Genomic DNA, 22691 nt, shown 5'->3' with positions numbered 1-22691 from the left:
GGCGATGGTCGCGAGCCGTCGTCAGTGCGCGGCGAGGCGCGCGCGGCCGTACACGGAGAGGTCGAAGCGCACCTCGCCGGCGTCGATCCCCGCGGCGCTGAACGGCACCTGCCGCGTGCGGTGCACGGCGAGCGTCGCGCTCGCGGGCAGGGGGCCGAGCGTCGAGGGATCCAGCAAGGAGCCCGGGATCACGCCCCTGCCCGTGTCCTTGAAGGCGCACCGCACGGTCGCGCCGTGCGCCGAGGTCACGTCGACGTAGATGACGTCGCGCGCCCGGCCGGCGTCGCCGCCCTCGTCCGCGCGCCACTGCACCACCGCGCCGACCCCGGCGCCGAGCTCGACCCCGTCGGCCAGGTCGGCGTCGCCCACCCGCACCTCCTCGGGGCCGGCGGGGGCGTCGGCCTCGAAGGCGAACCGATCGAGCTGCCCCGAGCCGGAGCTCTCGAAGACGTAGCGCGCCGGCGCCGGCAGGTCGCTCGTGGCGTCGCGCGACGTGTAGAAGACGCCGAAGACCAGGGCGCCCACGTCCGGGAATGCGCGGGCGGCGAGCGGCATTTCGGTGCTGTCGGTCCGCATCGTGACGTCGCCCGCGTCGAGCAGCTCGATCGGGCTGAGCGAGCTGAAGCTGCTCGCCGCCTCGTCCTCGGCGGCGGGCGAGAGGACCATGCAGCTGCCGGCGGACGGGAGGACGAACGGCTGGCCGACCGCGCCCTCGGCGAGCTCGGGATCCATCGCGGAGGAGAGGCGCATGAACTTCGCGAGGACGTTGGTGACCGAGCCGGCGCCCTCGTCGGCCGCGCCCTCGGGCGCCGCGTCGTCGAGCTCGATGGGGGCGGCGTCCCGGCTCAGGTTGATCGCGCGCTCGACGCGAACGACCCCCTGGGTGACCACCCCGCTGACGTCGGTCGCGTCGCCCGCGACAGGCGCCGAACAGCCGATGAGAGCCGCACCGGCGAGGAGGCATGAGGTGGAGAGGGCGCCGTAGGGACGCATAGATCCGAGTCTAAGGCGGGTCCTCCGGCCGGGCAAGCGCCTGCGCTGGCCACGGAAACCGCGCAAGAATCCGCAATATTACAGCTTTACGGTCCGGTCAGAACGTGACCGTGAGGCCGCCGCCCGGGGCGATCGTGCCCTGGTCGATGGCGACCGGGGCGCCGCCGATCTCGCCCGAGGCGTGGTGGTACGTCGCTGTCGCCTCCAGGGCGACATGTACGTGGCGGAACCCGGCGCGCACGCCCAGCACGAACCCGAGCCGGAGGTGCTGGCCCGACGCGTCGACGAGGGGCCCGCGGGAGGCCGACCCGGCGGGCGGCAACCGCACCTCGCCGCCGAGGAGCTCGAGCCCGAGCCGCGGACCGAACCAGAGCGCGTAGAGATCCGCGTCCGACCGGAAGCCGAGCAGGATCGGGACGTCGACCCCGGCGCCGTAGACGTCGACGACGTCGACGACGTCGACGACGTCGCCCCCCGCCGCGGTCGGGCCCGGAGCGCCGGCGAAGAGCGCCGAGGCGCCGAGGCCGACCGACAGGGCCGCGTCGCCGAGCGGGAACGCGTGGCGCCCGTCGAGCCGGAGGGCGCGCCCCGAGTACGTCAGCCCTGCCTCGTTCCCGCCCTCGATCCCGACGCGGGCGCTGGCCCACGGCGCGACGCCCGGCGACACGGCGATCTCGGAGAGCTTCCGCTGCGCGGCGCCCTCGGCCGCTGCCGCGTCGCCGGCGGCGCCCGGCGGGGCGGCCGTCGCGCCGGCGACGACCATGTCGCCCGACAGGCCGGCGCCGACGCTCACCTTGCCCGGGTGAAGGACGTGGGCCGGATGGAGCAGCGGCCCGCTGCCATGGCAGCCCGCGCAGGCCCCCGCGAGGATCGCTGCGGCCCAGCGCCGGATCACGGTGTGACCCGGGCGCTGTGTTGAACCGACGGTGCCGGCGGAGACATGGGGAGCGCGGCCGAGAGGCGACGCGACGGTGCCCGGGATGACGGTCTACTTGCGGAAGCGCGAGGGGTAGTCGTTCGCGGCGGCACGCTTCTGCAGTTCGGCATCGTCGGGGTGCAGCTTGATCGCGCGCGCGATGAGCGTCTCCTCGGTCTCGACGATCTGCGGGTTCGGCAGGCAGCACTCGACCGGGCACACCGCCTGGCACGCCTCGTGGTCGTAGAAGCCGACGCACTCCGTGCAGAGCTCCGGATCGATCACGTAGATCTCATCGCCCTCGCTGATGGCTTCGTTCGGGCATTCCGGCTCGCAGGCGCCGCAGTTGATGCAGTCTTCGGTGATGTAAGTCGCCATGGCCTTCGCTTCATTCTCCGGGGTCAACCCCGGTCCGGTCGTTTCTAGAGGCCTGAGGGCAAGGTGTCAATTCGGGCGGAAGGGAGCGCAGGTTCCGCGCGGCGGCGCTGGCGTATGCTTGCGCGCCGGCGCCCCTGCCGGTACTAAGCGGCCCTCCTCGATGCTCCGCCTCACCGGGCCCGCCCTCCTGCTCGCCGCTCTCGGCGCCTCCTCGCTGCTCGCCGCATGCGGCCCGCAGATCGGCGACGCGTGCATCACGTCGCTCGATTGCGCCCAGCAAGAGCAGGAGCTCTTCTGCGACGGCACGCAGCCCGGCGGCTACTGCACGGTCTTCAACTGCGGGCCGGACAGCTGCCAGGGCAGCAGCGTCTGCGTCGCGTTCAACCCGGTGCTGGATCAGGCGTGCAGCGAGCTCGAGAACGTCCGCTGGCCGCGCTTCGAGCGGACGTTCTGCATGGCCACCTGCGACGACGACGACGACTGCCGCAGCGGCTACTCGTGCGTCGCGCTGCGCGACATCCGGAGCGCCGCGGCGATCCCGCCGGGCGAGCGCAGCGCCGCGATCATCGACGCCGAGCCGGAGGGCTCGAAGGCGTGCCTGCCGGATCCGTCCTCTCCCCCGAGCGCGCCCGGCGAGACCTCGGGCGACATCGACAGCGGGCCCGGGGTCTGCGGGGCCGCGCCCGAGCAGCCCGCGTGGACGCCGTACACGCCGGGCGCGGGAGGCGAGGGCGGCGCCGGCGGCTCGAACGGCGAGGGCGGCGCCGGCGGCTCGGAGGGCGAGGGCGGCGCCGGCGGCTCGAACGGCGAGGGCGGCGGCGCTGGCGGCTCGGGCGGCGCTGGCGGCTCGGGCGGCGCCGGCGGCGCGGGCGGCGGCTGAGCGCCGCGCGGTGCGATCCGGCGTCGCGCGGCGACCGTGCTAGCGTTGGCCGCGTGTTCGGACCGGCACCCGCGAAGAGGACGCTCGAGGCTGCGCTGCGCGACGTCGCCTCGCAGAAGCCCGCCGTGCGCGTGGAGGCGGTGACCGATCTCGTCCCGTATGCCGCGACGGCGCGGGAGCGGGTCCTGCGCGCGATCGAGGGCGCGTTGCGCTCCGACGCGCACGCGGCCGTGCGCGCGGCGGCGGCGATCGCCCTCGCCGACACGAAGGCCGTCGAGGCGCTGCCCGCGCTGCTCCTCGCCGTCGAGGACGAGGACCCCAACGTCCGGCAGATGGCGATCACGGCGCTCGGCGAGATCGGCGACGTGCGCGCCACGGGCCGGCTCCGACGCGCGCTCTCGGACGAGCGGCCCGAGGTCCGCTTCCAGGCGGTCATCGCCTTCCCCCGCGTCTGCGCCCAGCCCGCCGACGCGCTCGAGGCCGTCATGCAGGCCACCCACGACGGCGACCCGCTCGTCTGCCACATCGCCCTGCGGATGTTCGAGGAGCTGGGCGAGCAGAACGGCGAGCTCCCCCCGCCGTGCATGGCGCGGGCGCGCGCGCTGCTCGGCCACGCGTCGCCGCTCGTCCGGGCCACGGCGGCGGTCGTCACCGCGCGCTTCGGCGATCCGGCGGGCCACGCGGTGCTCGTCGAGGTCGTGGAAGGGAAGCTCCGCGGCGTCGACCACGAGGACGAGGCCGCGGCGATCGAGCTCTGCGGCGAGCTCGGCCTCGCCGCCTCGCGGGGCGCGCTCGAGCGGCGCGCCTTCGGGCGCCGGCTCGGCCTCGGCCGGGATCCGCTGCGCTGGCACGCGCGCGTCGCGCTCGCGCGGATGCGCCACGAGCGCGCGGTCCGCGAGATCCTGAGCGAGCTCGGCGCGTGGGACCGCCACCGGCGCACGCTCGCCGTCGCTGCAGCCGGCCGCGCGCGCCTCGCGGCCGCCCGGCCGGCGATCGAGGCGATGCGCGGCGACGACCGGAAGGCCGATCAGGGGGCCGTCGAGGAGGCGCTCGCCGCCATCGGTTCCGACGGTTCCGACGGTTCCGAGGTGGATGCATGAACGATGACGCCCAGTTCAGCGAGGCCGACCTCGCCCCGAGCCCCGAAGAGCGCGCCGCGTCGCGCCGCTTCCTGATCGATCGCGTGGCCGCGAGCGTGGCCGCGCTCGCGGCGGGCGCCTGGGCCGGCGGCGTCGTGACGCTGGGCGCCTGCGCCGCGCCGTTCGTCTTCCGGCTCACCCCGGCCCCCTTCTCCGGCGACGCGATGAGCGCGGCCTTCGCCCGCTTCGATCAGCTCGCGCTCGGCGCCGCCGTGATCCTCCTCGGCGCGGAGGTGGCGCGCACCTGGGCGGCGGGGCGCCGGGGCGCGAGCCGCGCGGCCCGCGTGCGCCGGGTCGTCGCCATGGCGATGGCCGGGTGCGCCGCGTACGTCGGCCTCGCGCTCACGCCCCGCATCGCGGCGCTCCACCGCGAGGGCGCGCGGCGCGGCGAGGGGGAGCGCGGCATGGAGCTCGAGCGCGCCCATCGCCGCGCCGAGCTCGTGAGCCGGTCGGAGGTGTTCCTCGGCGCGAGCCTCGTCGCGCTGCACGTCTTCACGCTCGGCGCGCGCCGCCCCGAGGAGGACGAGGACGACGAGGACGCGGCCGCGCCGCTGCCGCCCGGCCCGCGGTGAGGGCGCGGGGCGCACGTCACCCGCGCGGGCGCCGGCGCGGGGGCGCCGATCCGAGCACCGGCGCGCGAGGCGCCGCCGCGCGGCGCGGCCAGGACAGGGAGAGACCAGATGCCGCGGGACAACAAGCTGTATAGCGGCTTCGTCAACCACGACTACATCCTCACGTTCTCGATCGCCGACGAGGAGAACCGCGCGCGCCTCGTCGCGCTCTGCGCCGGACCGTGGCAGGGCGACGAGGTCACGCCGGGCACCTGGGAGGTGTCCAACACGCTGAGCCCGGACCAGATGGAGCGCGCCATCCTCGATCTCATGGGCGACGCGGACCGCGCCGCCTATTACTACCTCTCCGACAGCAAGCGGATCTTCCGCGTCCTCCTCGGCTGAGCGCGGCGCGCGGGCCGGTTCGCGCCGGCGGGCGACCGGGCCGGGCGGTCCCGCGCCAGCGCGCCGAAGGGGCCGCGATCGCCGCCATTTCGCGGTATGGTCCGGCCATGAGCGAGCTGGAAGCCACGCCGCCCGGCGCCTCGATCAGGGCCGAAGGCGCCCCTCTACCTCACGCGCCGCCGCCCCGCGCGGGGGAGGCGGACGACGAGGGCTTGCTCAGCGTCCTCCGCGACGACGGAACGCTCGATCCCGCGACCGACCCCGGCCTGGCCGACGCGCTGCTCCTGCGCGCGTACCGCGAGATCAAGCGCCTCCGGCTGCTGGACGCGCGCATGCTCCTGCTCCAGCGGCAGGGGCGGGTCGGCTTCTACGGCGCGTGCACCGGCCAGGAGGCGACGCCGATCGCCGCCGCGCTCGCGCTCGAGCCCACGGACTGGATCTTCCCCGCGCTGCGCGAGAGCGTGATGATGCTGGTGCGCGGCTTCCCGCTCCGCACTTACGTGGCCCAGGTGTTCGGCAACTCGGGCGACCTCCTCAAGGGGCGCCAGATGCCGTCGCACATGAGCGGCCGGCAGGTGAACCAGGTGTCCTGGTCGAGCTGCATCGGCCCGCAGATCCCCCAGGCGGTCGGCGCCGCGTGGGCCGCGAGGTTGCGGCGCGACCGCACGGTGGTGGTGGGCTTCCTGGGCGACGGCGCGACGAGCCAGCCCGACTTCCACAGCGCGATGAACTTCGCCGGGGTCTTCAAGGCGCCCTGCGTGATGATCTGCCAGAACAACCACTGGGCGATCAGCGTGCCGACCGACCGGCAGACGGCCTCCAGGACGATCGCCGTCAAGGGCCGCGCTTACGGCGTCCCGTCGGTGCGGGTCGACGGCAACGACGTCGTCGCGGTCTACCGCGCCGTCTCCGAGGCGGTCGCGCGGGCCCGGGCCGGCGGCGGCCCCAGCTTCATCGAGGCGCTCACCTACCGGGTCGGCGCGCACTCCTCGAGCGACGACCCGAGCCGCTACCGGTCGCAGGAGGAGGTCGATCGCTGGACGGCGCGCGACCCCCTGCTGCGCCTCGGGCGCCACCTCGCCGCCCGCGGCCTCCTCGACGACGCCGCGGAGGCCGCGCTCGAGGCGGAGCTCAACGCCGAGATCGCCGCCGCCGTCGCGGAGGTCGAGGCGATGGACCCGCCCGCCCGCGAGACCCTGTTCGACGACGTCTACGCCGAGCTGCCCTGGCACCTGCGCGACCAGCGCGCGGAGCTCCTGCGCTCCCCGAAAGCGCCCGCGCACGGCGGCGGACGCTGACCACCGGAGGGATTTCCCCTCGGTGCGAGGTCGTGTAAGCCCCGGACACCCCGGGCACGGCTCGCGGTTGCGGGCGCGGCCTCAGGGCTGGTCGGCGAGGGGCTTGTCTAACGGACCCCGGCGCCCCTAATCCCAGTCTCCGAAGCGCACAACAAGGACAAGGATGAAGACCTACGACGCAATCGTGATCGGTGCCGGCCCGGGCGGTTACCCCTGCGCCATCCGGCTGGCTCAGCTCAAGCAGACGACGCTCTGCATCGAGAAGGAGCAGCCCGGCGGCGTCTGCCTCAACTGGGGGTGTATCCCCTCCAAGGCGCTGATCTCCGCCGCCCACCTCTACGAGAAGTCGCAGGCCGGCGCCTCGATGGGGATCAAGGTCAGCGGTGTCGAGCTCGACGCCAACGCGATGCAGGACTGGAAGGAAGGCATCGTCAAGAAGCTCACCGGCGGCGTCCGGTCGCTGCTCAAGGGCAACGGCGCCGACCTGATGACCGGCACCGCGACGATCGTCGGGCCGAAGCGCGTGGACGTGACCCTGCCGGACGGCTCGGTGGAGCAGATCGAGGCGAAGAAGGCGATCGTCATCGCCACCGGCTCGACCACGATCGAGATCCCGTCGTTCAAGTTCGACGGCCAGTCGATCATCGGCGCGAAGGAGGCGGTGAGCCTGCGCCAGATCCCGAAGCGGCTGATGGTGATCGGCGGCGGCGTCATCGGCCTCGAGCTCGGCATGGTCTACCAGGCCTTCGGCTCGCAGCTCACCGTGGTCGAGGCGCTGCCCGACCTGCTCACGGGCGTCGACCCCGACTGCACCAAGATCGTCGAGCGCAAGATCCTGAAGCGCGGCGGCACGATCCACAAGAACGCCAAGGCGATCGGCTACGAGAAGCAGAAGGACGGCTCGGTCGGGGTGAAGATCCAGATCGAGGGCAAGGAGCAGACGATCGTCGTCGACACGGTGCTGGTCGCCGTCGGCATGCGGCCGACCTCGAAGGGGCTCGGCCTCGAGAAGGTCGGCGTGACGGTCGATCAGCGCGGGTTCATCCCGACCGACAAGGCGTGCCGCACCAACGTGCCGTCGATCTACGCGATCGGCGACGTCAGCGGCCCGCCCCTGCTCGCGCACAAGGCGACGAAGGAGGGCGAGATCGTCGCGGAGGTCATCGCGGGGCACAAGGCCGCGAAGGACTGGGTCGCGATCCCGGGCGCGATCTTCACCGATCCGGAGATCGCGACGGTCGGGCTCACCGAGGCGGAGGCGAAGGCGAAGGGCCTCGAGGTCAGCGTCGGCAAGTTCCCGTTCTCGGCGCTCGGCAAGGCCATGGCCCTGAACGAGACCGAGGGGTTCGTGAAGATCGTCGCCGACAAGAAGACGAAGCAGGTGCTCGGCGTTCACATCGTCGGCCCGGAGGCGAGCACGATGATCAGCGAGGCGTCCCTCTCGCTCGAGATGGCGGCCTTCCTCGAGGACCTCTCGCTCACGATCCACCCCCACCCGACCCTCGGCGAGTCGCTGATGGAAGCCGCCGCCCACGCCATGGGCGCGGCGATCCACATCGCGAACCGCTGAACACCTAAGGCGAAGGCGCCAAAGACGGAGAGAGAGAGCAAGACCGCTCGTCCTGCTCTCTCTCTTTGCGTCTTTGCGATTTTAGCCCGCTTCCGGTCGACTCGTCGCAACCGTCAGAGAAGCGCGCCCGAATCGACACGTCAGTCGCGCATGTAATGGCACGTGTACCCGTCCGGGTACTTCACCAGGTACTTCTGGTGGTACTCCTCGGCGCGCGTGAACGCCCCGGCCTCCACGATCTCGGTCACGACCGGCGCGCGCCACTTGCCGCTCCGGTCCACGCGCGCCTTCACCTCCTCGGCGACGCGGCGCTGCTCGGGCGTCGTCACGAAGATGGCCGAGCGGTACTGCGTGCCGACATCGTTGCCCTGGCGGTTCCGCGTCGTCGGATCGTGCATGCGGAAGAACCATTTCTCGAGCAGCTCGGCATACGACACCTTCGCCGGATCGAAGACGATGCGCACCGACTCGGCGTGCCCCGTGTCCCCGGTCTTCACGTCGCGATAGGTCGGGTCCTTCGTCCGGCCGCCGGTGTAACCGACCTCCGTCTCGAGGACGCCCGGGATCTTGCGGAGGAGCTCCTCCATCCCCCAGAAGCAGCCGCCCGCCAGGATGGCCGTCTCCAGCGTGGTCTGGCAGCCGGGGGCCTCCCCCGACGCCGGAACGGCGCAGGCGTTCGCGCCGTCCTGCGCCGCCGGCGCGCGGCTCCGGCCCTCGACCTGGGCCCGGTAGGCGCCGTAGCCCTCGGCCTCGAGGCGATCGAGCGGGATGAACCGGAGAGACGCAGAGTTGATGCAGTACCGCAGCCCGCGCGGCGCAGGGCCGTCCTCGAAGACGTGCCCGAGGTGCGAGTCGCCGGCCTTGGAGCGCACCTCCGTCCGGACCATCCCGTGGGCCCGGTCCGAGCGCTCCACGACCCGGTTCGGCTCGACCGGGCGCGTGAAGCTCGGCCAGCCGGTGCCCGAGTCGAACTTGTCGCGCGACGAAAAGAGCGGCTCGCCGGTCACGACATCCACGTAGAGGCCCGCGTCGTGGTTGTTCCAGAAGGCGTTGCGGAACGGCGGCTCGGTCGCGTCGCGCTGGGTCACCTCGTACGCGAGCGGCGTGAGCTGCTTCCGCAGCGCCTCCTCCGACGGTTTGCGATAGGTTCTATCCGACATCGTCACAGCCTCCTTGGACCCCGGGGCAGCCTTGCTCGCCTCCCCCGCAGCGCCCGCGCGCCAGCACGCGACCAGGGCGGCGGACGCGACGAGCAAGAGCGCGAAGAAGAGACGAGCAGCGCGGAGCCAATTCATCGTCCACCTGGCCGGTCGAGGGTAGCGCATCCACCCCTCCTACGCCGCGCGAGGCCGGCGGTTTCACCCGGCGGCCGCGGCCCCGCGCGGCGCCGGGCTCGGCGTTCGCCGGGCTCGGCGCTATGGGCTGCCGCCCTCGAGCGGGGCCTCGCCCTCGGCGGCGCGCCGCTCGAAGCAGTCGTCGGGGATCTCGCGCGCGCGGCGGACGAGCCGGGTCGCCCCGATGAACGCCGTGGTCACCGGATCGTGGTAGCCGCTCGCCCCGTGCAGCCCCGGCACCGCGCGCTGGTAATGGCGCGCGACCCGCTCCATCAGCGCCTCGCGCACGTACTTGCCCACCATCGACGCCATCGCCACGCAGAGATCCGAGGCGTCGCTGTCGCGGACGAACGCGATCTCGCCGAGCCCGGGGAAGCGGTAGACGCTGCGGGCGCGGCCCTCCTCGAGCGCGAGGTGCAGCCGCCCGGCGAGCGGGCCGAACGCCGACCCGTACTTGCCGAAGCCGCCGACCTTGCCGCACACCGCGAAGATCTCCGCGCCGGCGAGGCCGCCGAGCTCGAGGATGAGCCGCTCCATCGCGTGGAGATCGAGCACGAACCGGTTCTTCCCGGCGCGCACCCCGTCGTTCATCCGCTTCGCGCAGAGCAGCACCGAGCGCACGGCCACGATCTCGACCCCCTTGTCGGCGAGCTTGTCGAGGTCGCGGCCGATGGCGCGCAGCAGCTTGTCCGGCGCGGTGAACCCCTCGCCCTCCGTCGACCAGCACTGCGCCTCGACGTGGCCCGGGCAGAGCGCGCGCAGCGCGGCGCGGTCCTCGAGCGCGACCGCGTGGATCAGCTCGTCGACCGACGACGGCTCGGCGGCCGCCGCCCCGCGGCCGCAGCCGCGCGCGACGAGCGCGCGGGCCCACGCCTCGCCGAGCGAGACGTCCCCGTGCGCGACGAGCTGCTTCGAGTCGCCGAGCCGCTGCGCCAGGGCGCCGCGCGGCGCGCGGCCGGCGGTCTCCCAGCCGGCCTCGGTGACGCGCGAGAGGACGGCCGTCACCACCATCGGACCGAGCCGCGGGCCGAGGCCGTTCTCATCGACGCCGATGCGGTAGCGGACAGAGGGCTCGGCGGACGCCATGCACGGCCCCTCTGCCACACGACCGCGCCCGCGTCACGGCGCGCGGCGGCCCGCCGGCGCCATCCCCAGCGCGATGTCGATCGAAATCGACAAGCGCACCGCATTACGTCTTCTGCCCCGAGTTTTTCACAGGCTCCCCCGGCGCGCCGCACTATATTTCTCGCCCCATGCGCATCCTCCCCGTGCCCTGCCTCAGCGACAACTACGCGTACCTCGCGGCCGCGGACGGGCGGCGCGAGGCGATCGTCATCGACCCGTCGGAGGCCGATCCGGTCGTCGCGGCGCTCGAGCGCGAGCAGCTCCGCCTGGTCGCCATCATCAACACGCACCACCACCACGATCACGTCGGCGGCAACGAGGCGCTCCGCCAGCGCTACGGCGACCTCCCCGTCTACGCGCACGCGAGCGACGTCGGCCGCGTGCCCGCCCAGACCGAGCGGGTCGAGGAGGGCAAGCCGGTCGAGGTCGCCGGCCTCACCTTCCGGCCGCTGCACGTCCCCGGCCACACGATGGGCGCCGTGTCCTATTGCGTCGAGGACGCCGTCTTCACCGGGGACACGCTCTTCATCGGCGGCTGCGGCCGCATGTTCGAGGGCACACCGGAGGTGATGCACGCCTCGCTCTCCAAGCTCGCCGCCCTCCCGGTGCACATGCGCGTCTTCTGCGGCCACGAGTACACCGTGAACAACCTCCGCTTCGCCGAGACGGTCGAGCCCGAGAACGAGGCCGTGCGCAGGAAGCTCGCGGCCGCCCGCGCGGCGCGCGAGCGCGGCGAGCCCACGGTCGGGAGCACCATCGCCGAGGAGCTCGCGACGAACCCGTTCCTGCGCTGCGGCGAGGCGTCCGTGCGGGCTCGCTTCCCGGGGCCCACGCTGCCCGACGTGTTCGCCGCCGTGCGGCGCGCGAAGGACGATTACCGCTGAGCAACGGCGTCGCGCGCGGCCGTATTCCGCTCGCGCCCGCCGCCTGTTTTCTATACGACTAGGCCATGGACTCCCGCGCTCCCATCTTCGGGTTCAACGACGCGCGCGACGAGATCGTGCGCACCGTGGTCGACCGGGTCATCGGCGCCACGAGGGATCCGCTGCTCGCCATGAACGAGGCGGCGTACCAGGAGGCGAAGCGCCTCGAGGGGTCCCGGAAGCCGCAGGACGTCCGCGAGCTCGGCGAGTGGCAGCGGCTCGCCCGCTCGCTCGGCCGCATGCACGACGCGGAGCGCCGCCGCCGCCTCCGCGAGCTCGCCGAGGAGTACGCCTGGGACATCGCGGGGAACTTCGACCGGCGCGTCTACCAGCTGTCGTCGCGGCTGCTGCCGCCGGTCGTGAGCGCCCTGCTCGCGCCGCGCAAGCTCGTGACCGTGGTCCGCGACCCGCGCAAGCTCGTCAGCCTCGAGCTGCTCGCCGACCGGGTGCTCGTGCAGGGCCCGCTCGCGAAGCTCCGGTCGCTCGTGCAGCGCGGCACCGCGGTCTACGTCCCGACGCACCTCTCGAACATGGACTCGATCGTGTTCGGCTACGCCCTCGAGCGCGCCGGCCTGCCGCCCGCCACCTACGGCGCCGGCAAGAACCTGTTCACGAACCCGGTCCTCTCGTTCTTCATGCACAACCTCGGCGCCTACCGGGTGGACCGGCGCATCCGGCACAACCTCTACAAGGACGTGCTGAAGACGTACTCGAGCGTGCTCCTCGAGCGCGGCTACCACTCGCTGTTCTTCCCCGGGGGCACGCGGTCGCGCTCGGGCGGCGTCGAGCGGAGGCTCAAGCTCGGCCTCGTCGGCAGCGCCTTCGAGGCCTACACGCGGACGCTGCTGAGCGGCCGCGAGCGCCGCATCTTCTTCGTCCCGGCCACGATCAACTACCTCATCACGCTCGAGGCCGAGACGCTGATCGCCGATTTCCTCTCCGAGGCCGGCAAGGGCCGCTTCATCATCGAGGACGACGAGTCGAGCCGGATCGGCCGCATCGCCTCGTTCCTCCGCAAGCTCCTCGCGATGAACGCCGCCGTGGTCATCCGCTTCTCGGAGCCGCTCGATCCGTTCGGCAACCGGGTCGACGAGCTCGGGCGCTCGTTCGACGCGCGCGGGCGCGAGGTCGACCCGGCGAGCTACGTGAAGGACCAGGACGGCGTCCCGAACATCGACGCGGCGCGCGACGCCCAGTACGCCCGCGAGCTCGGCGAGGAGATCTGCCGGGCGTACGCGCGCGACACGGTCGTGATGGCGACGCACGTCGTCGCGGCGGCGAGCTTCGCCCGGCTCCGCGCCCACGCGCCGGCGGCGGACCTCTTCACGGTGCTCCGCCAGCGCGACGTGCTCACGGTGCCGCGCGACGACCTCGCGGCCGACGTCATGGCGCTGTGCGACCGGCTGCGCGCGCTCGAGCAGCAGGGGTGCGTCGTGCTGGGCGAGGACGTCCGGCTCGGGTCGGGCGGGGACATTGTCGAGCGCGCGCTGCGCGCCTTCGCCGGGTACCACGCGACGCCGGTGCTCGACTCGCGGCCGGACGGCATCGCCATCTGCGACACCAACCTGCTTTTCTACTACCAGAACCGCCTCGCCGCGCACGGCGTCGCGTGGGACGTGATCGCGCCGCCCGGCGTCCCTTCCGGCCTGCAGGTCCAGCCGCCGCTCCCGCCGCTCGCGCCGTCCTCGCCGCCGCCTTCGTTCGACGAGCAGCAGCCGCGGGGCGCGTCCTCGGCGCGCGGCGGCGCCGCGGCGGCGCGCGCGGGCTCCGCGGGCTCGATGAACGGCGCCGGAGGTGGTCGGTGAGCGCGCGTCCGGCGGTCGGGGTCATCGGCGGCGGCTTCTGGGGCGTGGCGCTCGCGCTCGCGGCGAGCCGCACCGGGGCCGAGGTGCTCCTGTACTCGCGCCGTGAGCACCCACAGATCAACGACGGCCCGCGGATCGTGCGGGATCACGCGGAGGTCGCGCGGGCGCGGCTGCTCGTGATCGCGGTGCCGTCGAACGCGGCCCGGACGGCGCTGCGCGCGCTCGGCGATCACATGGATGGCGCGCACCTCGTGATCCACGGCGTGCGCGGCCTCGAGGGCGAGGCGCTGAAGACCGTCTCGGATCTCGTGCGCGAGGAGACCCCGGCGCGCCGGGTGGGCGCGCTGGGCGGCCCGGTGCAGGAGGACGAGCTGCGGGAGGGCCGCCCCTCGGCGATGGTGTGCGGCTCGCGGTTCCCCGAGGTGCACGCGGCGGTGACCGCGGCGTTCCAGTCGCCCGCGCTCCACGTCTACACGACGCCGGATCTCCAGGGCCTGGAGTGGGCGTCGGCGCTGGTGGGGTGCCTGGCGGTCGGCGTCGGCTTCGCCGAGCAGGCGGGCGCCGGGCCGGGGCTGCTTGCCGCGCTCATCTCGCGGGCGGTCGACAGCGCGGCGCGCATCGCCGCCGCGGCGGGCGCGGAGGAGCGGACGATGCTGGGGCTCGGCGGTTATGGCGATCTGCTCGCGTCGATCCGGCTCGCGGGCCGCCCCGAGGTGATCCTCGGCAAGGCGCTCGCGCGCGGGCGGACGCTCGACGAGGCGGTCGCGGAGGCCCGGCTGCGCGTGGAGGCGATCCCGCTGATCCCGCGCATCGTGGCGTTCGCGAAGGCGCGGAGGGTGGATGGCGGGGTGTTCGAGGCGCTCGAGGCGATCCTGCAGGGCGGCGAGCCGAGGGTGGTCCTCGACCGGATGTTCGCGGCGTAGAGCGGCGGTCACCCGCTTCGGATACGGGCCCATCTCGACGTTTTCGGTGCTCAGCGCACAGGAGTGCGCTTGCGCGCCGAAAACGCCGATCTGGACCCGTCTCCTGTGCGGGTGACCGCCGCTCTGCGACGCTCGTACCAGAGATGGATCGGAACCGCTCTGGAGCGGCCGACGGGCTGAGCCGCTCCGGGCAAAACGGGGCGGTCGGATGGCTTCCGTCGACGTGAATTTCCGCACGGGAGGCGGTCGGACCGCCCTCCCGATATCGATCTCGACAGCGGGGAGGCGGTCGGACCGCCCTCCCGGCATCGATCTCGACACCCGGGAGGCGGTCGGACCGCGCTCTCGGCATCGATCTCGACAGCGGGGAGGCGGTCGGACCGCGCTCTCGGCATCGATCTCGACAGCGGGGAGGCGGTCGGACCGCCTGCTGGGCAACGATCCTGACAGCGGAGCGGCGGTCCGACCGCCCCCGCAGGGGTCGCGCTGTCCCCAACGGGGCGGTCCGATCGCTCGAAGAGCGTGAGTCCAGCGGGATTGGGCCGGTCGGATCGGTCATCGTGGACGCCGTGTGCGCGGCACACCGAGCCGGAGGGCGGCGAGACCGACGGGGCCGGTCGTTCAGCGCCGCCCCGCCGCGTCCGTTGCTCCGGCCTCGAGGTGGGGGCCTCGCCGCCCCCGCCTCCGGCCCTTCCGCCGCGCTACTCCTCCGGCGCCTCGCCGTCGTCCGCGCTCCACCCGCCTTCTCCCGCGGCCTCTCCCTCCGCCCCCTCGTCCGCCGACTCCTCCTTCGCCGACCCCCCGCGCCGCGCTCCGCCGCGCCCTGCGAACAGCGACGGCGCGATCGCGTCGTAGTCCCCCTCGACCCACCGCAGGTACGTCACGCCGCGGCGGCACTGGTCGTACGCCCGCACGAGCAGCGTGAACGCCCGCGCGCGCCGATCCGCCGGATCGGCCGCCTTGGGCGCCGGCACCCCCGGCTGGTTGCGCGCGCCGAGGGCCACGAGCAGCTCCGGACCGAGCTTCGACGCGCGCTCGACCTCCGGCCACTCCACCGTCGTCTTGTGCTTCACGGCGCCCCACGACTCCCCGAAGAGCGCGGCCAGCGCGACAAGGTCGTTGGCCGTGTCGAGGTGGCCGTTGCCGCTCCGGATCTCCGCGACCCGGCCCGCATCCACGAAACCCTTGTGCGCGAGGGCCTCGGCTGCCACGAGCAGGTCGGCGCGCAGCGCGGACGCCTCGTCGAGGAGCCGCTTCAGCCCGTCCTGGCCCGGACCGGCGGGCAGCGCCAAGAGGTGCGCGTACCAGGCGCCGAGCGCGTAGCTCATCAGCTTGTCCAGCGCCTCGATCGGGAACCTGGGCAGCTCGTCCACGAAGCGCGCCCGCAGCGCCTTGAGGTGCGGAACGGCGCCCACCGCGACGGCGACCGCGCGCGGGATGTCGACGTTGATGGGAACGACCTTCTCGATGCGATCGAGCTCGGGCTCGATCTGCGCAAACGCCTCGGCAGCTTCGTCGGGCGCGCTCGGCTTGGCCGGCGCTGACTTCTTCTTCGTTCTCGCTGTTGCCACGATTCCTCCCTTGCGGCCGCGAAGGCTGTTCGCTCAGCAGGGACATCGGTTGTCCAAGCAAACTGCCCTGCGGCAGGTTGTCCGTCGGGCATCCTTCCGGAGCCGCCTTCAACCGGTCAACCACCAGGCACGGGTGCAGCGCGACGGATTCTTGCCTCAGCGTCTTCGTGCGCTTCGGGAGAATCGACTTCTCTCTGACGGCTGGAGGAGCCGAACCTACGGAATGAAGCAGCTCCGCCATGGAAGCGTCTTCTTCTCCCGCTTCGAGCCTGACGCTTCGCTCAGGGCGAGCCGAACTCCCGCCTCGCTCGCTCGAGGAGCCTCTCGAGCTCGTCCACTTCGGCCAGCACGCTGGCGGCGTCGGGGCTCGCCCTCAAGCGCCCTGTCGGGCTCGGGTACCGGTACGTCGTGGCGTAAGGGGTGAAGCGGTCGAGCGGATCCAGCAGCGTCTGCCACGGATCTGATGCGTCGAGCATTCTTACCAGCACATCTATCCGGTGCTCGACGCCAGGATGGATCTTCCGGTGCACGAGAACCGCCTTGACGAGCTTTTCCGCAGCCTGCTGGAGGTGGTACGCAACGCATCAAGGCGGTTTGCCGGGGGAGCCGCGAGACGCCGGGTTGCGTCGAGATCGTCGGCGGCTGCCGCAAGGTAGCCCATGACCACGCGGTCACCGGGCATAGACCCGTCTCCCCTCGTGCGTCACCGTCCGTGCCAGCGTTCCCGCGTGATCGCGGGCCTCCTCGAACTCGCTCTGGCGGACCGGGTATACATCCGTGGGGATCCGTAGATCCCTCACCATCTGCCACGCGCGCATCAAATCCAGATCGTCCTCGAGCGCGTCGTCGGGCAGCACGACCAGGAGATCCCAGTCGCTCCCCGGGCGCGCGGTTCCCCGTGCACGGCTGCCGAAGAGCCACACCTCGACCGGGCGCATCTTCTCGACGATCCGGAAGAGCAACGGCTCGGGAACTTCCTCGGTTGCCGGCGGGTGCAGCATGGGCATGGAGCGCGAGAGACCACGGTAAACTACCGTGCCCGGCGCCGGCCGTCGAGCGCACAGCCACGTGGCCGAAGCCTCTGCGCGCGCACGGCGCCTGCGCCCTCATGGCTAGAAGAATCGGTTGCTCGCTCGGTTCACCTTCGGTGCGCTGCCAGCCGACGCGCCATGCCCATCCCATCCGTCGGGGACGCCTCCCCGTCCCGCCACGATCTTCCGACTCGCGGCCGGCGCAGCCGAAGGCGAGGGCGTCGATTCCGTGACGACGCCGGGCGCCTGCCCGCAATTCCTGAAGTGAGGATGGCGAGATCGGCGGCGCGAAGACCTGCGGAGGGCTCGCGCGCGCCGAGGTGAGGTGGCCTTGGGATCAGACGACGCGCTCTTCGAGACGATCTGGCGGACGCATCGCGAGATGCTCGCCACGTACCTGCTGCGCCTCGGCGTGGCGCGGCAGGACCTGGACGACCTGATGCAGGAGGTGCTCCAGGGCGCCTACCTCGGGCTGCGCCGGTTCAACCCCGAGCTGGGCACCCTGCGCACCTGGCTCATCAGCATCGCCACGCACCACTTCTCGCACTACCGCGACCGGGCCCATCGCCGCCGCGAGGAGCTCTGGTCTCCAGAAGGCTTCGAGCCCCTCGTGGAGGAATCGCCGAGCGCGGAGTCCCGGGCCATCGACGACGACCGGCACAGGGCGCTCGATGCGCTGCTCGCCGAGCTGCGCCCGCAACGGCGCTGCGTCCTCGTCGCGCACGACATCCTCGGGATGGAGATGGGCGAGATCGCCCAGGCCCTCGCCATCTCCGTCAACACGGCGTGGAGCCGCCTTCGCCTCGCGCGCCGGGATCTGGAGGCCGCCGACGCGCGGCGGCGAGCGCGCTGGCGCCGGCGCGGGTGGGACGAAACGCCGGTGGTCCTCCCGGCCTTCGTCGAGGGCGGGCAGCCGGCGTTGCTCCTGCGCGACGTGCTGCGCGACCGCGTCGGCGGCTGGCTGCTGCGCCGGTTCGGGGACCTGGGCGCCGGCGCGCCCGCCAGCGCAGGCACCTGGGGCACGGCCGCCCTCGGCGTCGCGAAGCCCCTCTGCGCCGCCGCGGCCGCAGGGGCGGTGCTTGCCGCCGGCGCCGCGCTGCCCTCCGCGGGACCGGCGCCGGCGCGCGCTCAGGCCGGCATCGGTCTGCACGCGGCGCTCGCCCGGCGCGCTCTCGACGGCGCGCCGCCGGCGGCAGGCCGGCACGACGGCGCCGCGCACCGCGTGGAGCTCGCGGAGACCGCGGAGAGCACCGCGCCGCCGGCCTCAGCGACGCCCACGGCAGCGCCGGCCAGCGCCGCCGCGCGCCGCGATCGGGAGCGCCCCGGCGACAGCGGGGCGCGCCTCGCCGAGGAGCACCGGCTCGTCGAAGAGGCCGCGGTCGCGCTGCGCGCCGGCCATGTCGCCGAGGCCGCCGAGCTGCTCACGCGCCACGCGCGGCGGTTCCCGCGGGGGAAGCTCGCCGAGCGGCGGGAAGCACTCCTGCGCGAGCTCGACGCCGGGAGCTCCACTCCATGACGCCTTCCCGGGATCGGCGCGCTTCTGCTGCCGGCGTCCGCTGCGGGCTCGTGCTGCCGGCGCCTACTGAACGAAGCCGAGCACCTCGGCGACCGCGCCATCTTGCCCGGCCAGCTCGATCATGTCCGGGCGCCCGCCCGCGCCGCCCTTGCCCGGCTCGCCGATGCGCAGCGCCAGCGTTCCAAGCACCTCCGGCGGATCGAGCAGGTAGGCGATCCCGATGGACGGGCCACCCAGGCCCCCGCCGCCGTGACCTCCGTTGCCGCCCTGGCCGCCGCGCCCGCCGTCGCAGCCCCGCAGCGAGCCGTTCCTCGCTGTGCCGCCGCTGCCGCGGCTGCCCCCCTCGCCGCCGATCTGCCCGGCGCCACCGTTGCCGCCATGGCCGCCGTTCGCGGAGGACAGCTTCGTGTCGTGCAGCGTCACGCCGGCGCTCAGGCTGATCAGCGCGATGCTCGCACCGCCGTAGCCGCCGCCCTGTCCCCCCTTGCCCCCGCAGCCGCCGCCCCCGCCCGAGCCGCCGCTGGCCCCGCCCTTCGGCGTCGCCGTCGACATGCCGCAGTACATCACCCCGCCGAGCGTCCCGCCGCCGCCCCCGCCGCCCTGGCCGGAGATCCCCCGCGCGCCGTCCGTGCCGTGGACGCCCTCCCAGCCCGCTCGCATGATCATGCCCCCGCGCCCTACCGCCCCGCGGCCGTGCGCGCCGTGGGCACCCGAGAGGCCCTGCATCCCGTCGGTGCAATCCGCGCCGAGCGTCTGACCCTGCCCCGCGTGCCCCCACTCCATCGAGCTCGAGATCGGCTCCGGCAGCCCGTCGCGCCCGTCGTCGCCGCTGCTGACGGCGCCGTCGCCTCCGGAGCCTCCGATCGAGTCGACGTCGTCGCACGTCGTCGTGACCGACGGCGCGCCCGGGACCACGTCGGCAGAGCACGCGTCGCCACCGCTGCGGCCGTCCGTACCCGGCGCGGCGGCGCCCTCGCCTCCGCCCGCGCCCGGCGCGCCCGCGGCGCCGTTCCCCGCGACGAGCGCGCTGCGAAGGAACGTCACGGTCGCGCCGGGCAGGACCAGCGCCGCGATCGAGGAGCCGCTCGGCTGCGCTGCATCGGCGGACCGCGCGAGCACGTCCGCGACGAGCGACTTGCCGGCGCCTCCCTCGATCCGCAGCGGGATCAGGTCCGGCGCGGGCGCGAGCGTGGCCTGCGCGCGGTCGCCGATGAACGCCCAGCCGTGCGCGCAGTCGAGGCCTCCCCAGATCTGGGTGCCGGCCGGAACCTCGACGGCCTCGGGGAAGATCTCCGCGCAGGCGTAGACGCGCCGCGCGCCCTGGCGCGAGAGCTCGATCGCCCGGCGCACGGTGCGCACCGGCAGCGCGCGCGTTCCCGGGTTCGCGTCGTCGCCCAGGCTGCTGCTCGCGAACACACCGCAGCCGTCCTTGGGCGCGCCATCCCTCGGATCGCCGCCGCAGGGGATGTCCTCGGGATCTGCAGGCGCGCCCGGCTCGCCAGGCGCGTCGGGATCGACCTCGGTCTCCGGCGCGTCGGGAGCGCCGCACGCGACGTGCTCGGCGCAGTCATAGGGAAAGCACCCGCAGACGCTGACCGCGCTGCCGCACCCGATCGCGGCGCTCGCGGCAGCGCCGAGCGCGCAGCGCACCGCAGCGTGCCACCCTCGTGTGCCCCAGGTCACGGGAGCAGGCTACCACACGGCCTGGAACGTCACGCCGGGAGACAACCCCGGCGCGTCCGCGTCGACGGGCCCGAGGCCGATCGCCACGCGCGGCGAGGTGTCCGGCGCGTCCGCGGTCGCGGGCCCGAAGCCGATCGCTGGACGCGGCGATGTGTCCGGGGCCCACCAGTACGACGACACGGCGAGCGCCCCGAGCGCGCCGCTCGCGACGAGGACCGCGATGGCCGCCGCGCCAACGCCGTCGCGCCGCGCGATGAGGAACTCCTGGTGCTTGCACTCCGTCGGGAATGCGGTGCCGTTGCACGCGCCGGACCCGCCGCGCGCGCGGAGGCTCGCGGCGCGCTCGTCGACGACGCCGTCGAGCACGCCGGCGGCGACCCAGAAGCCGACGCCGAGGACGACGCCCGCCGCGGCGGTCCCGAGGGCGATCCGCCGCAGCGTGTGGGCGGGCGCGCCGGGAGCCTCGGCTGGCGCGGGAGCGTGCGCGGGCGCGCCGCTCACCTCGCGGGAGGGCATCGGGGATGACGTCCTCGCGGGAAGGGCGAGCGTCACGCTCGACGAGGAGCCGCGCGCGGCCTGGAGCGCCGCCGTCGCGTCGGCGTATCCGGCGAGCCTCGCGCGGATCGTGTGCGGTCCGGGCTCGACGAAGACGACGTGGGTCGGGCGCGATGCGCCGAGCGATTTCCCGTCGAGGAGCACCTCGGCGTCGCGGGGGCTCACGGCGAGGAAGAGCGTGCCGACCTCGCGCTCGGCCTGCTTCTGCGCGGCCTCGAAGCGCCTCTGCTGCTCGACGGAGAGCAGGCTCCGGTGCTGGAGGCTCAGGTGCAGGTGCTCCGCGGCGCCCCGGTGCGCGCCGAGCGCGAGCTCGCACAGGCCGAGCTCCCCGAGCACCTCGGCGCGCTTCGCGAGCGGGAGCGCCGGGTCGCGATGCTCCTCCAGAGCGGCCCGGTAAGCGTCGACGGCATCGGCGAACCGGCCGGCGCGCCGCGCCTCATCGGCGCGATGGAGGGCGTCGCGCGAGGCGGTTTCCGCAGTCGGCGCGGCGGAAGCTGGAGATCGCCCGGAGGCGTCCGGCTCCGCCGACGCAGGCACGACCCCCAGGGCGAGTGCGGCGCTCAGGGCAAGCGACACAGCGTGGCGGCCGGGGAACATGGCTGCATCCTAACGGGAGTCAGGCGGCTCGACGCGCCCTGTTTTGGCGCGAAGTCCACCCGGGACCCGCCTCGGCCCCATGGGGCCGATCGGAGCTGGTTCCTGTGCCCCGAGCTGCACGTCGCAGCCGGCCGCGCCGTCAGCGGCCGTCCCGCTTGATCGCCCCGGCCGCCTCCGGCGCCGCCGGCAGCTCGGCGTCATCGCAGCACCGGAATCCCGTCGAGTAGTCGTGATAGGCCGGCTCGTGGGCGATCGTGGTGAAGTAGCAGCCCGGGCCCAGCTCGCTGGTCGTGCTGAAGAAGCCGCCCATGAACACGCCGTTGCCCTCGTGCCAGGGCTGAGCGCGGCGCTCCACGCCCTCGGTCTGCATGCGCATCACGAGCTCGTGATCGACCATGTCGCTGACCCACTCGTGGAGGTTGCCGATCATGTCGTGGACGCCGAGCTCGCTGGCGCAGCCGGCGTGATCGCCGCTCCTCGCCAGGAATCCTGGCTTCTGGTTGAGCTCTGGGCTGTTGAAGTGGCGCTCGTAGCTCCACCCGCCCGGCGGGTGCTCACCGAAGACCTCTCTCAGGAGGTGGGCTTTGCCCGTGTTGCACCGCCCGCGCTCGCCGCGGGGGCCGTAAGGATAGCGGTGGACGCCGTTGCCGCGGCAGGCGCGCTGCCACTCGCGCCGCGTGCACAGGCGCTTGCCGGCGGCGGCGCACGCGGCCTTGGCCTCGACGCGGCTGATGTACGCCTGCGGGAAGACGCCGGCCTCGCTGCGCGCGACGTAGCGGACGCCCGGCTCGGGCCGCTTGAAGTGCGGGTGCACGGCGAGCTCGCCGCCGGCATCGGTGACGAGGTGCGCCTCGTAGCGGTCGATGCAGGAGCCGCCGACGAGGACCATGTCGGCGGGGCAGGAGCCGAGCGAGAGCGAAATCCCGAGCGGCTGCGGGGGGAAGACGGAGAGCGCGGCGCTGGTCGAGCCGGGCGGGCGCGGCTCGACCGGGGCGGCGCTCGCGCCGGCGGCGATCGACGCGGGCTCGGCGGCTGCGCCGCCCGGGATGGCGGCGCCGGCGTGCGCGCTGCCGGCGGACGCTGGCGCGGCGGGCGCCGGAGCGGCCGCGAGCGCGGAAGCCGCGGCGGACGCGAGCGCGGAAGCCGCGGCGGGCGCCGTTCCCTCGGCCGCGTGCGCCACGTGGCCCTGGCCAAGGGCGTCCGCCTTCGCTGCCGGGCTGCCGCCGCCGTCGCTCGGACCCGTGCACGCCGTCATCCACGCCAGCACGGCGAGCAAGCCCGGCATCGCGCATCGTGACAGGCGGCGCCGGGGGAGCGAGGACCTCGAAGGCTGGCGGGCACAGAGGAGAGACAGGCGAGCCCGGAGGCAATCGCGGCGCGGCGCGGACGGCACGAGGCGGAGTGTACACGCGCCCGGCGCGCGGCTGCGTGGGATCGCGGCGCGCTCCGCTGGTCGCCGCGATCCCACGCAGCCGCGCCGCGCTTCTGAGCTCACGTC

At 73.9% G+C, this 22691-nt stretch carries 20 protein-coding genes and 1 pseudogene; 10 read left to right on the top strand and 11 right to left on the bottom strand.

The window, feature by feature from the left end; translation table 11 throughout:
* Positions 1-21: 21 nt before the first annotated feature.
* The 3 genes from WMF26_RS45235 to WMF26_RS45225 all read right to left on the bottom strand — a co-directional run bounded on the left by WMF26_RS45235 (position 22) and on the right by WMF26_RS45225 (position 2287).
* Entirely contained in the window at positions 22-993 is a 972-nt protein-coding gene (locus WMF26_RS45235; RefSeq protein ID WP_061621587.1) for a hypothetical protein, read from the bottom strand.
* Positions 994-1090: 97 nt separating this feature from the next.
* The gene (locus WMF26_RS45230; protein WP_437997767.1) at positions 1091-1888 is read right to left on the bottom strand and encodes a hypothetical protein; all 798 of its coding nucleotides are present in this window, start codon (positions 1886-1888) and stop codon (positions 1091-1093) included.
* A gap of 93 nt (positions 1889-1981) precedes the next feature.
* Positions 1982-2287 (bottom strand): YfhL family 4Fe-4S dicluster ferredoxin, encoded by a 306-nt coding sequence (locus WMF26_RS45225; RefSeq protein WP_437997766.1) that lies wholly within the window; start codon positions 2285-2287, stop codon positions 1982-1984.
* Positions 2288-2447: 160 nt separating this feature from the next.
* Here WMF26_RS45225 and WMF26_RS45220 point away from each other — a divergent pair, with 160 nt between their 5' ends.
* The 6 genes from WMF26_RS45220 (at position 2448) to lpdA (ending at position 8130) form a co-directional block, all read left to right on the top strand.
* A complete protein-coding gene (locus tag WMF26_RS45220; protein ID WP_437997765.1) occupies positions 2448-3167 on the top strand; it encodes a hypothetical protein in 720 nt (239 codons plus the stop codon).
* 53 nt (positions 3168-3220) lie between these two features.
* Positions 3221-4267, top strand: a complete 1047-nt coding sequence (locus WMF26_RS45215) for a HEAT repeat domain-containing protein (RefSeq protein ID WP_437997764.1) — start codon at positions 3221-3223, stop codon at positions 4265-4267.
* Positions 4264-4878 (top strand): DUF4149 domain-containing protein, encoded by a 615-nt coding sequence (locus WMF26_RS45210; RefSeq protein ID WP_437334211.1) that lies wholly within the window; start codon positions 4264-4266, stop codon positions 4876-4878. Before WMF26_RS45215 ends, WMF26_RS45210 begins: the two co-directional genes overlap by 4 nt.
* Positions 4879-4986: 108 nt before the next feature.
* Positions 4987-5262, top strand: a complete 276-nt coding sequence (locus tag WMF26_RS45205; protein ID WP_061624216.1) for a hypothetical protein — start codon at positions 4987-4989, stop codon at positions 5260-5262.
* A gap of 107 nt (positions 5263-5369) precedes the next feature.
* Complete coding sequence (locus tag WMF26_RS45200; protein WP_437997763.1) at positions 5370-6560, top strand: thiamine pyrophosphate-dependent dehydrogenase E1 component subunit alpha; 1191 nt, start codon at positions 5370-5372, stop codon at positions 6558-6560.
* A gap of 163 nt (positions 6561-6723) precedes the next feature.
* The gene (gene lpdA, locus WMF26_RS45195) at positions 6724-8130 is read left to right on the top strand and encodes a dihydrolipoyl dehydrogenase (RefSeq protein WP_061624214.1); all 1407 of its coding nucleotides are present in this window, start codon (positions 6724-6726) and stop codon (positions 8128-8130) included.
* 140 nt (positions 8131-8270) lie between these two features.
* Here the strand turns inward: lpdA and WMF26_RS45190 are convergent, their stop codons facing one another.
* Together WMF26_RS45190 and WMF26_RS45185 are read right to left on the bottom strand one after the other, a co-directional pair.
* Positions 8271-9425, bottom strand: coding sequence for a bifunctional methionine sulfoxide reductase B/A protein (locus WMF26_RS45190; protein WP_438002489.1), 1155 nt, complete (start codon positions 9423-9425; stop codon positions 8271-8273).
* Between the two features lie 120 nt (positions 9426-9545).
* Positions 9546-10550, bottom strand: a complete 1005-nt coding sequence (locus WMF26_RS45185; protein WP_061624213.1) for a hypothetical protein — start codon at positions 10548-10550, stop codon at positions 9546-9548.
* A gap of 167 nt (positions 10551-10717) precedes the next feature.
* On the opposite strand from WMF26_RS45185, the gene gloB reads away from it, so the two are divergent.
* The 3 genes from gloB to WMF26_RS45170 all read left to right on the top strand — a co-directional run bounded on the left by gloB (position 10718) and on the right by WMF26_RS45170 (position 14240).
* Positions 10718-11473, top strand: coding sequence for a hydroxyacylglutathione hydrolase (gloB, locus tag WMF26_RS45180; protein ID WP_437997762.1), 756 nt, complete (start codon positions 10718-10720; stop codon positions 11471-11473).
* Between the two features lie 65 nt (positions 11474-11538).
* Positions 11539-13317: a 1-acyl-sn-glycerol-3-phosphate acyltransferase gene (locus WMF26_RS45175; protein WP_437997761.1), complete on the top strand. Its 1779-nt coding sequence runs from the start codon at positions 11539-11541 to the stop codon at positions 13315-13317.
* A complete protein-coding gene (locus tag WMF26_RS45170) occupies positions 13314-14240 on the top strand; it encodes an NAD(P)-binding domain-containing protein (protein ID WP_437997760.1) in 927 nt (308 codons plus the stop codon). Before WMF26_RS45175 ends, WMF26_RS45170 begins: the two co-directional genes overlap by 4 nt.
* A 701-nt stretch (positions 14241-14941) precedes the next feature.
* Here WMF26_RS45170 and WMF26_RS45165 read toward each other — a convergent pair.
* The 3 genes and pseudogenes from WMF26_RS45165 to WMF26_RS45155 form a co-directional block, all read right to left on the bottom strand.
* On the bottom strand, positions 14942-15811 hold the full coding sequence (locus tag WMF26_RS45165) for a hypothetical protein (RefSeq protein ID WP_437997759.1): 870 nt from the start codon (positions 15809-15811) through the stop codon (positions 14942-14944).
* A gap of 281 nt (positions 15812-16092) precedes the next feature.
* Positions 16093-16380 (bottom strand): annotated as a pseudogene (locus WMF26_RS45160) (HEPN domain-containing protein); the annotation flags it as partial.
* A 102-nt stretch (positions 16381-16482) separates the two neighbouring features.
* On the bottom strand, positions 16483-16818 hold the full coding sequence (locus WMF26_RS45155) for a nucleotidyltransferase domain-containing protein (protein ID WP_437997758.1): 336 nt from the start codon (positions 16816-16818) through the stop codon (positions 16483-16485).
* Positions 16819-17173: 355 nt separating this feature from the next.
* Between WMF26_RS45155 and WMF26_RS45150 the strand changes: the two genes are divergently transcribed.
* Positions 17174-18358, top strand: coding sequence for an RNA polymerase sigma factor (locus tag WMF26_RS45150; RefSeq protein ID WP_437997757.1), 1185 nt, complete (start codon positions 17174-17176; stop codon positions 18356-18358).
* Positions 18359-18421: 63 nt separating this feature from the next.
* Here the strand turns inward: WMF26_RS45150 and WMF26_RS45145 are convergent, their stop codons facing one another.
* From WMF26_RS45145 to WMF26_RS45135, 3 genes are all read right to left on the bottom strand, one after another.
* The gene (locus WMF26_RS45145) at positions 18422-20041 is read right to left on the bottom strand and encodes a hypothetical protein (RefSeq protein ID WP_437997756.1); all 1620 of its coding nucleotides are present in this window, start codon (positions 20039-20041) and stop codon (positions 18422-18424) included.
* A 9-nt stretch (positions 20042-20050) separates the two neighbouring features.
* Positions 20051-21193, bottom strand: a complete 1143-nt coding sequence (locus WMF26_RS45140) for a PEGA domain-containing protein (protein ID WP_437997755.1) — start codon at positions 21191-21193, stop codon at positions 20051-20053.
* A 139-nt stretch (positions 21194-21332) separates the two neighbouring features.
* Positions 21333-22478 (bottom strand): SUMF1/EgtB/PvdO family nonheme iron enzyme, encoded by a 1146-nt coding sequence (locus WMF26_RS45135; RefSeq protein ID WP_437997754.1) that lies wholly within the window; start codon positions 22476-22478, stop codon positions 21333-21335.
* Positions 22479-22691: the final 213 nt, after the last annotated feature.

The sequence above is a fragment of the Sorangium sp. So ce185 genome, assembly GCF_051526825.1.
GTDB classification, from domain to species: domain Bacteria; phylum Myxococcota_A; class Polyangia; order Polyangiales; family Polyangiaceae; genus Sorangium; species Sorangium cellulosum_D.
The sequence above is the reverse complement of the archived record's forward strand: the minus strand, read 5'-3'. Positions and strand labels throughout refer to the sequence as shown.

Coding starts and splice junctions, on each gene's coding strand:
- WMF26_RS45235 (WP_061621587.1), bottom strand. CDS start 993: ATGCGTCCCTACGGCGCCCTCTCCACCTCATGCCTCCTCGCCGGTGCG.
- WMF26_RS45225 (WP_437997766.1), bottom strand. CDS start 2,287: ATGGCGACTTACATCACCGAAGACTGCATCAACTGCGGCGCCTGCGAG.
- WMF26_RS45220 (WP_437997765.1), top strand. CDS start 2,448: ATGCTCCGCCTCACCGGGCCCGCCCTCCTGCTCGCCGCTCTCGGCGCC.
- WMF26_RS45210 (WP_437334211.1), top strand. CDS start 4,264: ATGAACGATGACGCCCAGTTCAGCGAGGCCGACCTCGCCCCGAGCCCC.
- WMF26_RS45205 (WP_061624216.1), top strand. CDS start 4,987: ATGCCGCGGGACAACAAGCTGTATAGCGGCTTCGTCAACCACGACTAC.
- WMF26_RS45200 (WP_437997763.1), top strand. CDS start 5,370: ATGAGCGAGCTGGAAGCCACGCCGCCCGGCGCCTCGATCAGGGCCGAA.
- lpdA (WP_061624214.1), top strand. CDS start 6,724: ATGAAGACCTACGACGCAATCGTGATCGGTGCCGGCCCGGGCGGTTAC.
- WMF26_RS45190 (WP_438002489.1), bottom strand. CDS start 9,425: ATGAATTGGCTCCGCGCTGCTCGTCTCTTCTTCGCGCTCTTGCTCGTC.
- WMF26_RS45185 (WP_061624213.1), bottom strand. CDS start 10,550: ATGGCGTCCGCCGAGCCCTCTGTCCGCTACCGCATCGGCGTCGATGAG.
- gloB (WP_437997762.1), top strand. CDS start 10,718: ATGCGCATCCTCCCCGTGCCCTGCCTCAGCGACAACTACGCGTACCTC.
- WMF26_RS45175 (WP_437997761.1), top strand. CDS start 11,539: ATGGACTCCCGCGCTCCCATCTTCGGGTTCAACGACGCGCGCGACGAG.
- WMF26_RS45155 (WP_437997758.1), bottom strand. CDS start 16,818: ATGCCCATGCTGCACCCGCCGGCAACCGAGGAAGTTCCCGAGCCGTTG.
- WMF26_RS45140 (WP_437997755.1), bottom strand. CDS start 21,193: ATGTTCCCCGGCCGCCACGCTGTGTCGCTTGCCCTGAGCGCCGCACTC.
- WMF26_RS45135 (WP_437997754.1), bottom strand. CDS start 22,478: ATGCCGGGCTTGCTCGCCGTGCTGGCGTGGATGACGGCGTGCACGGGT.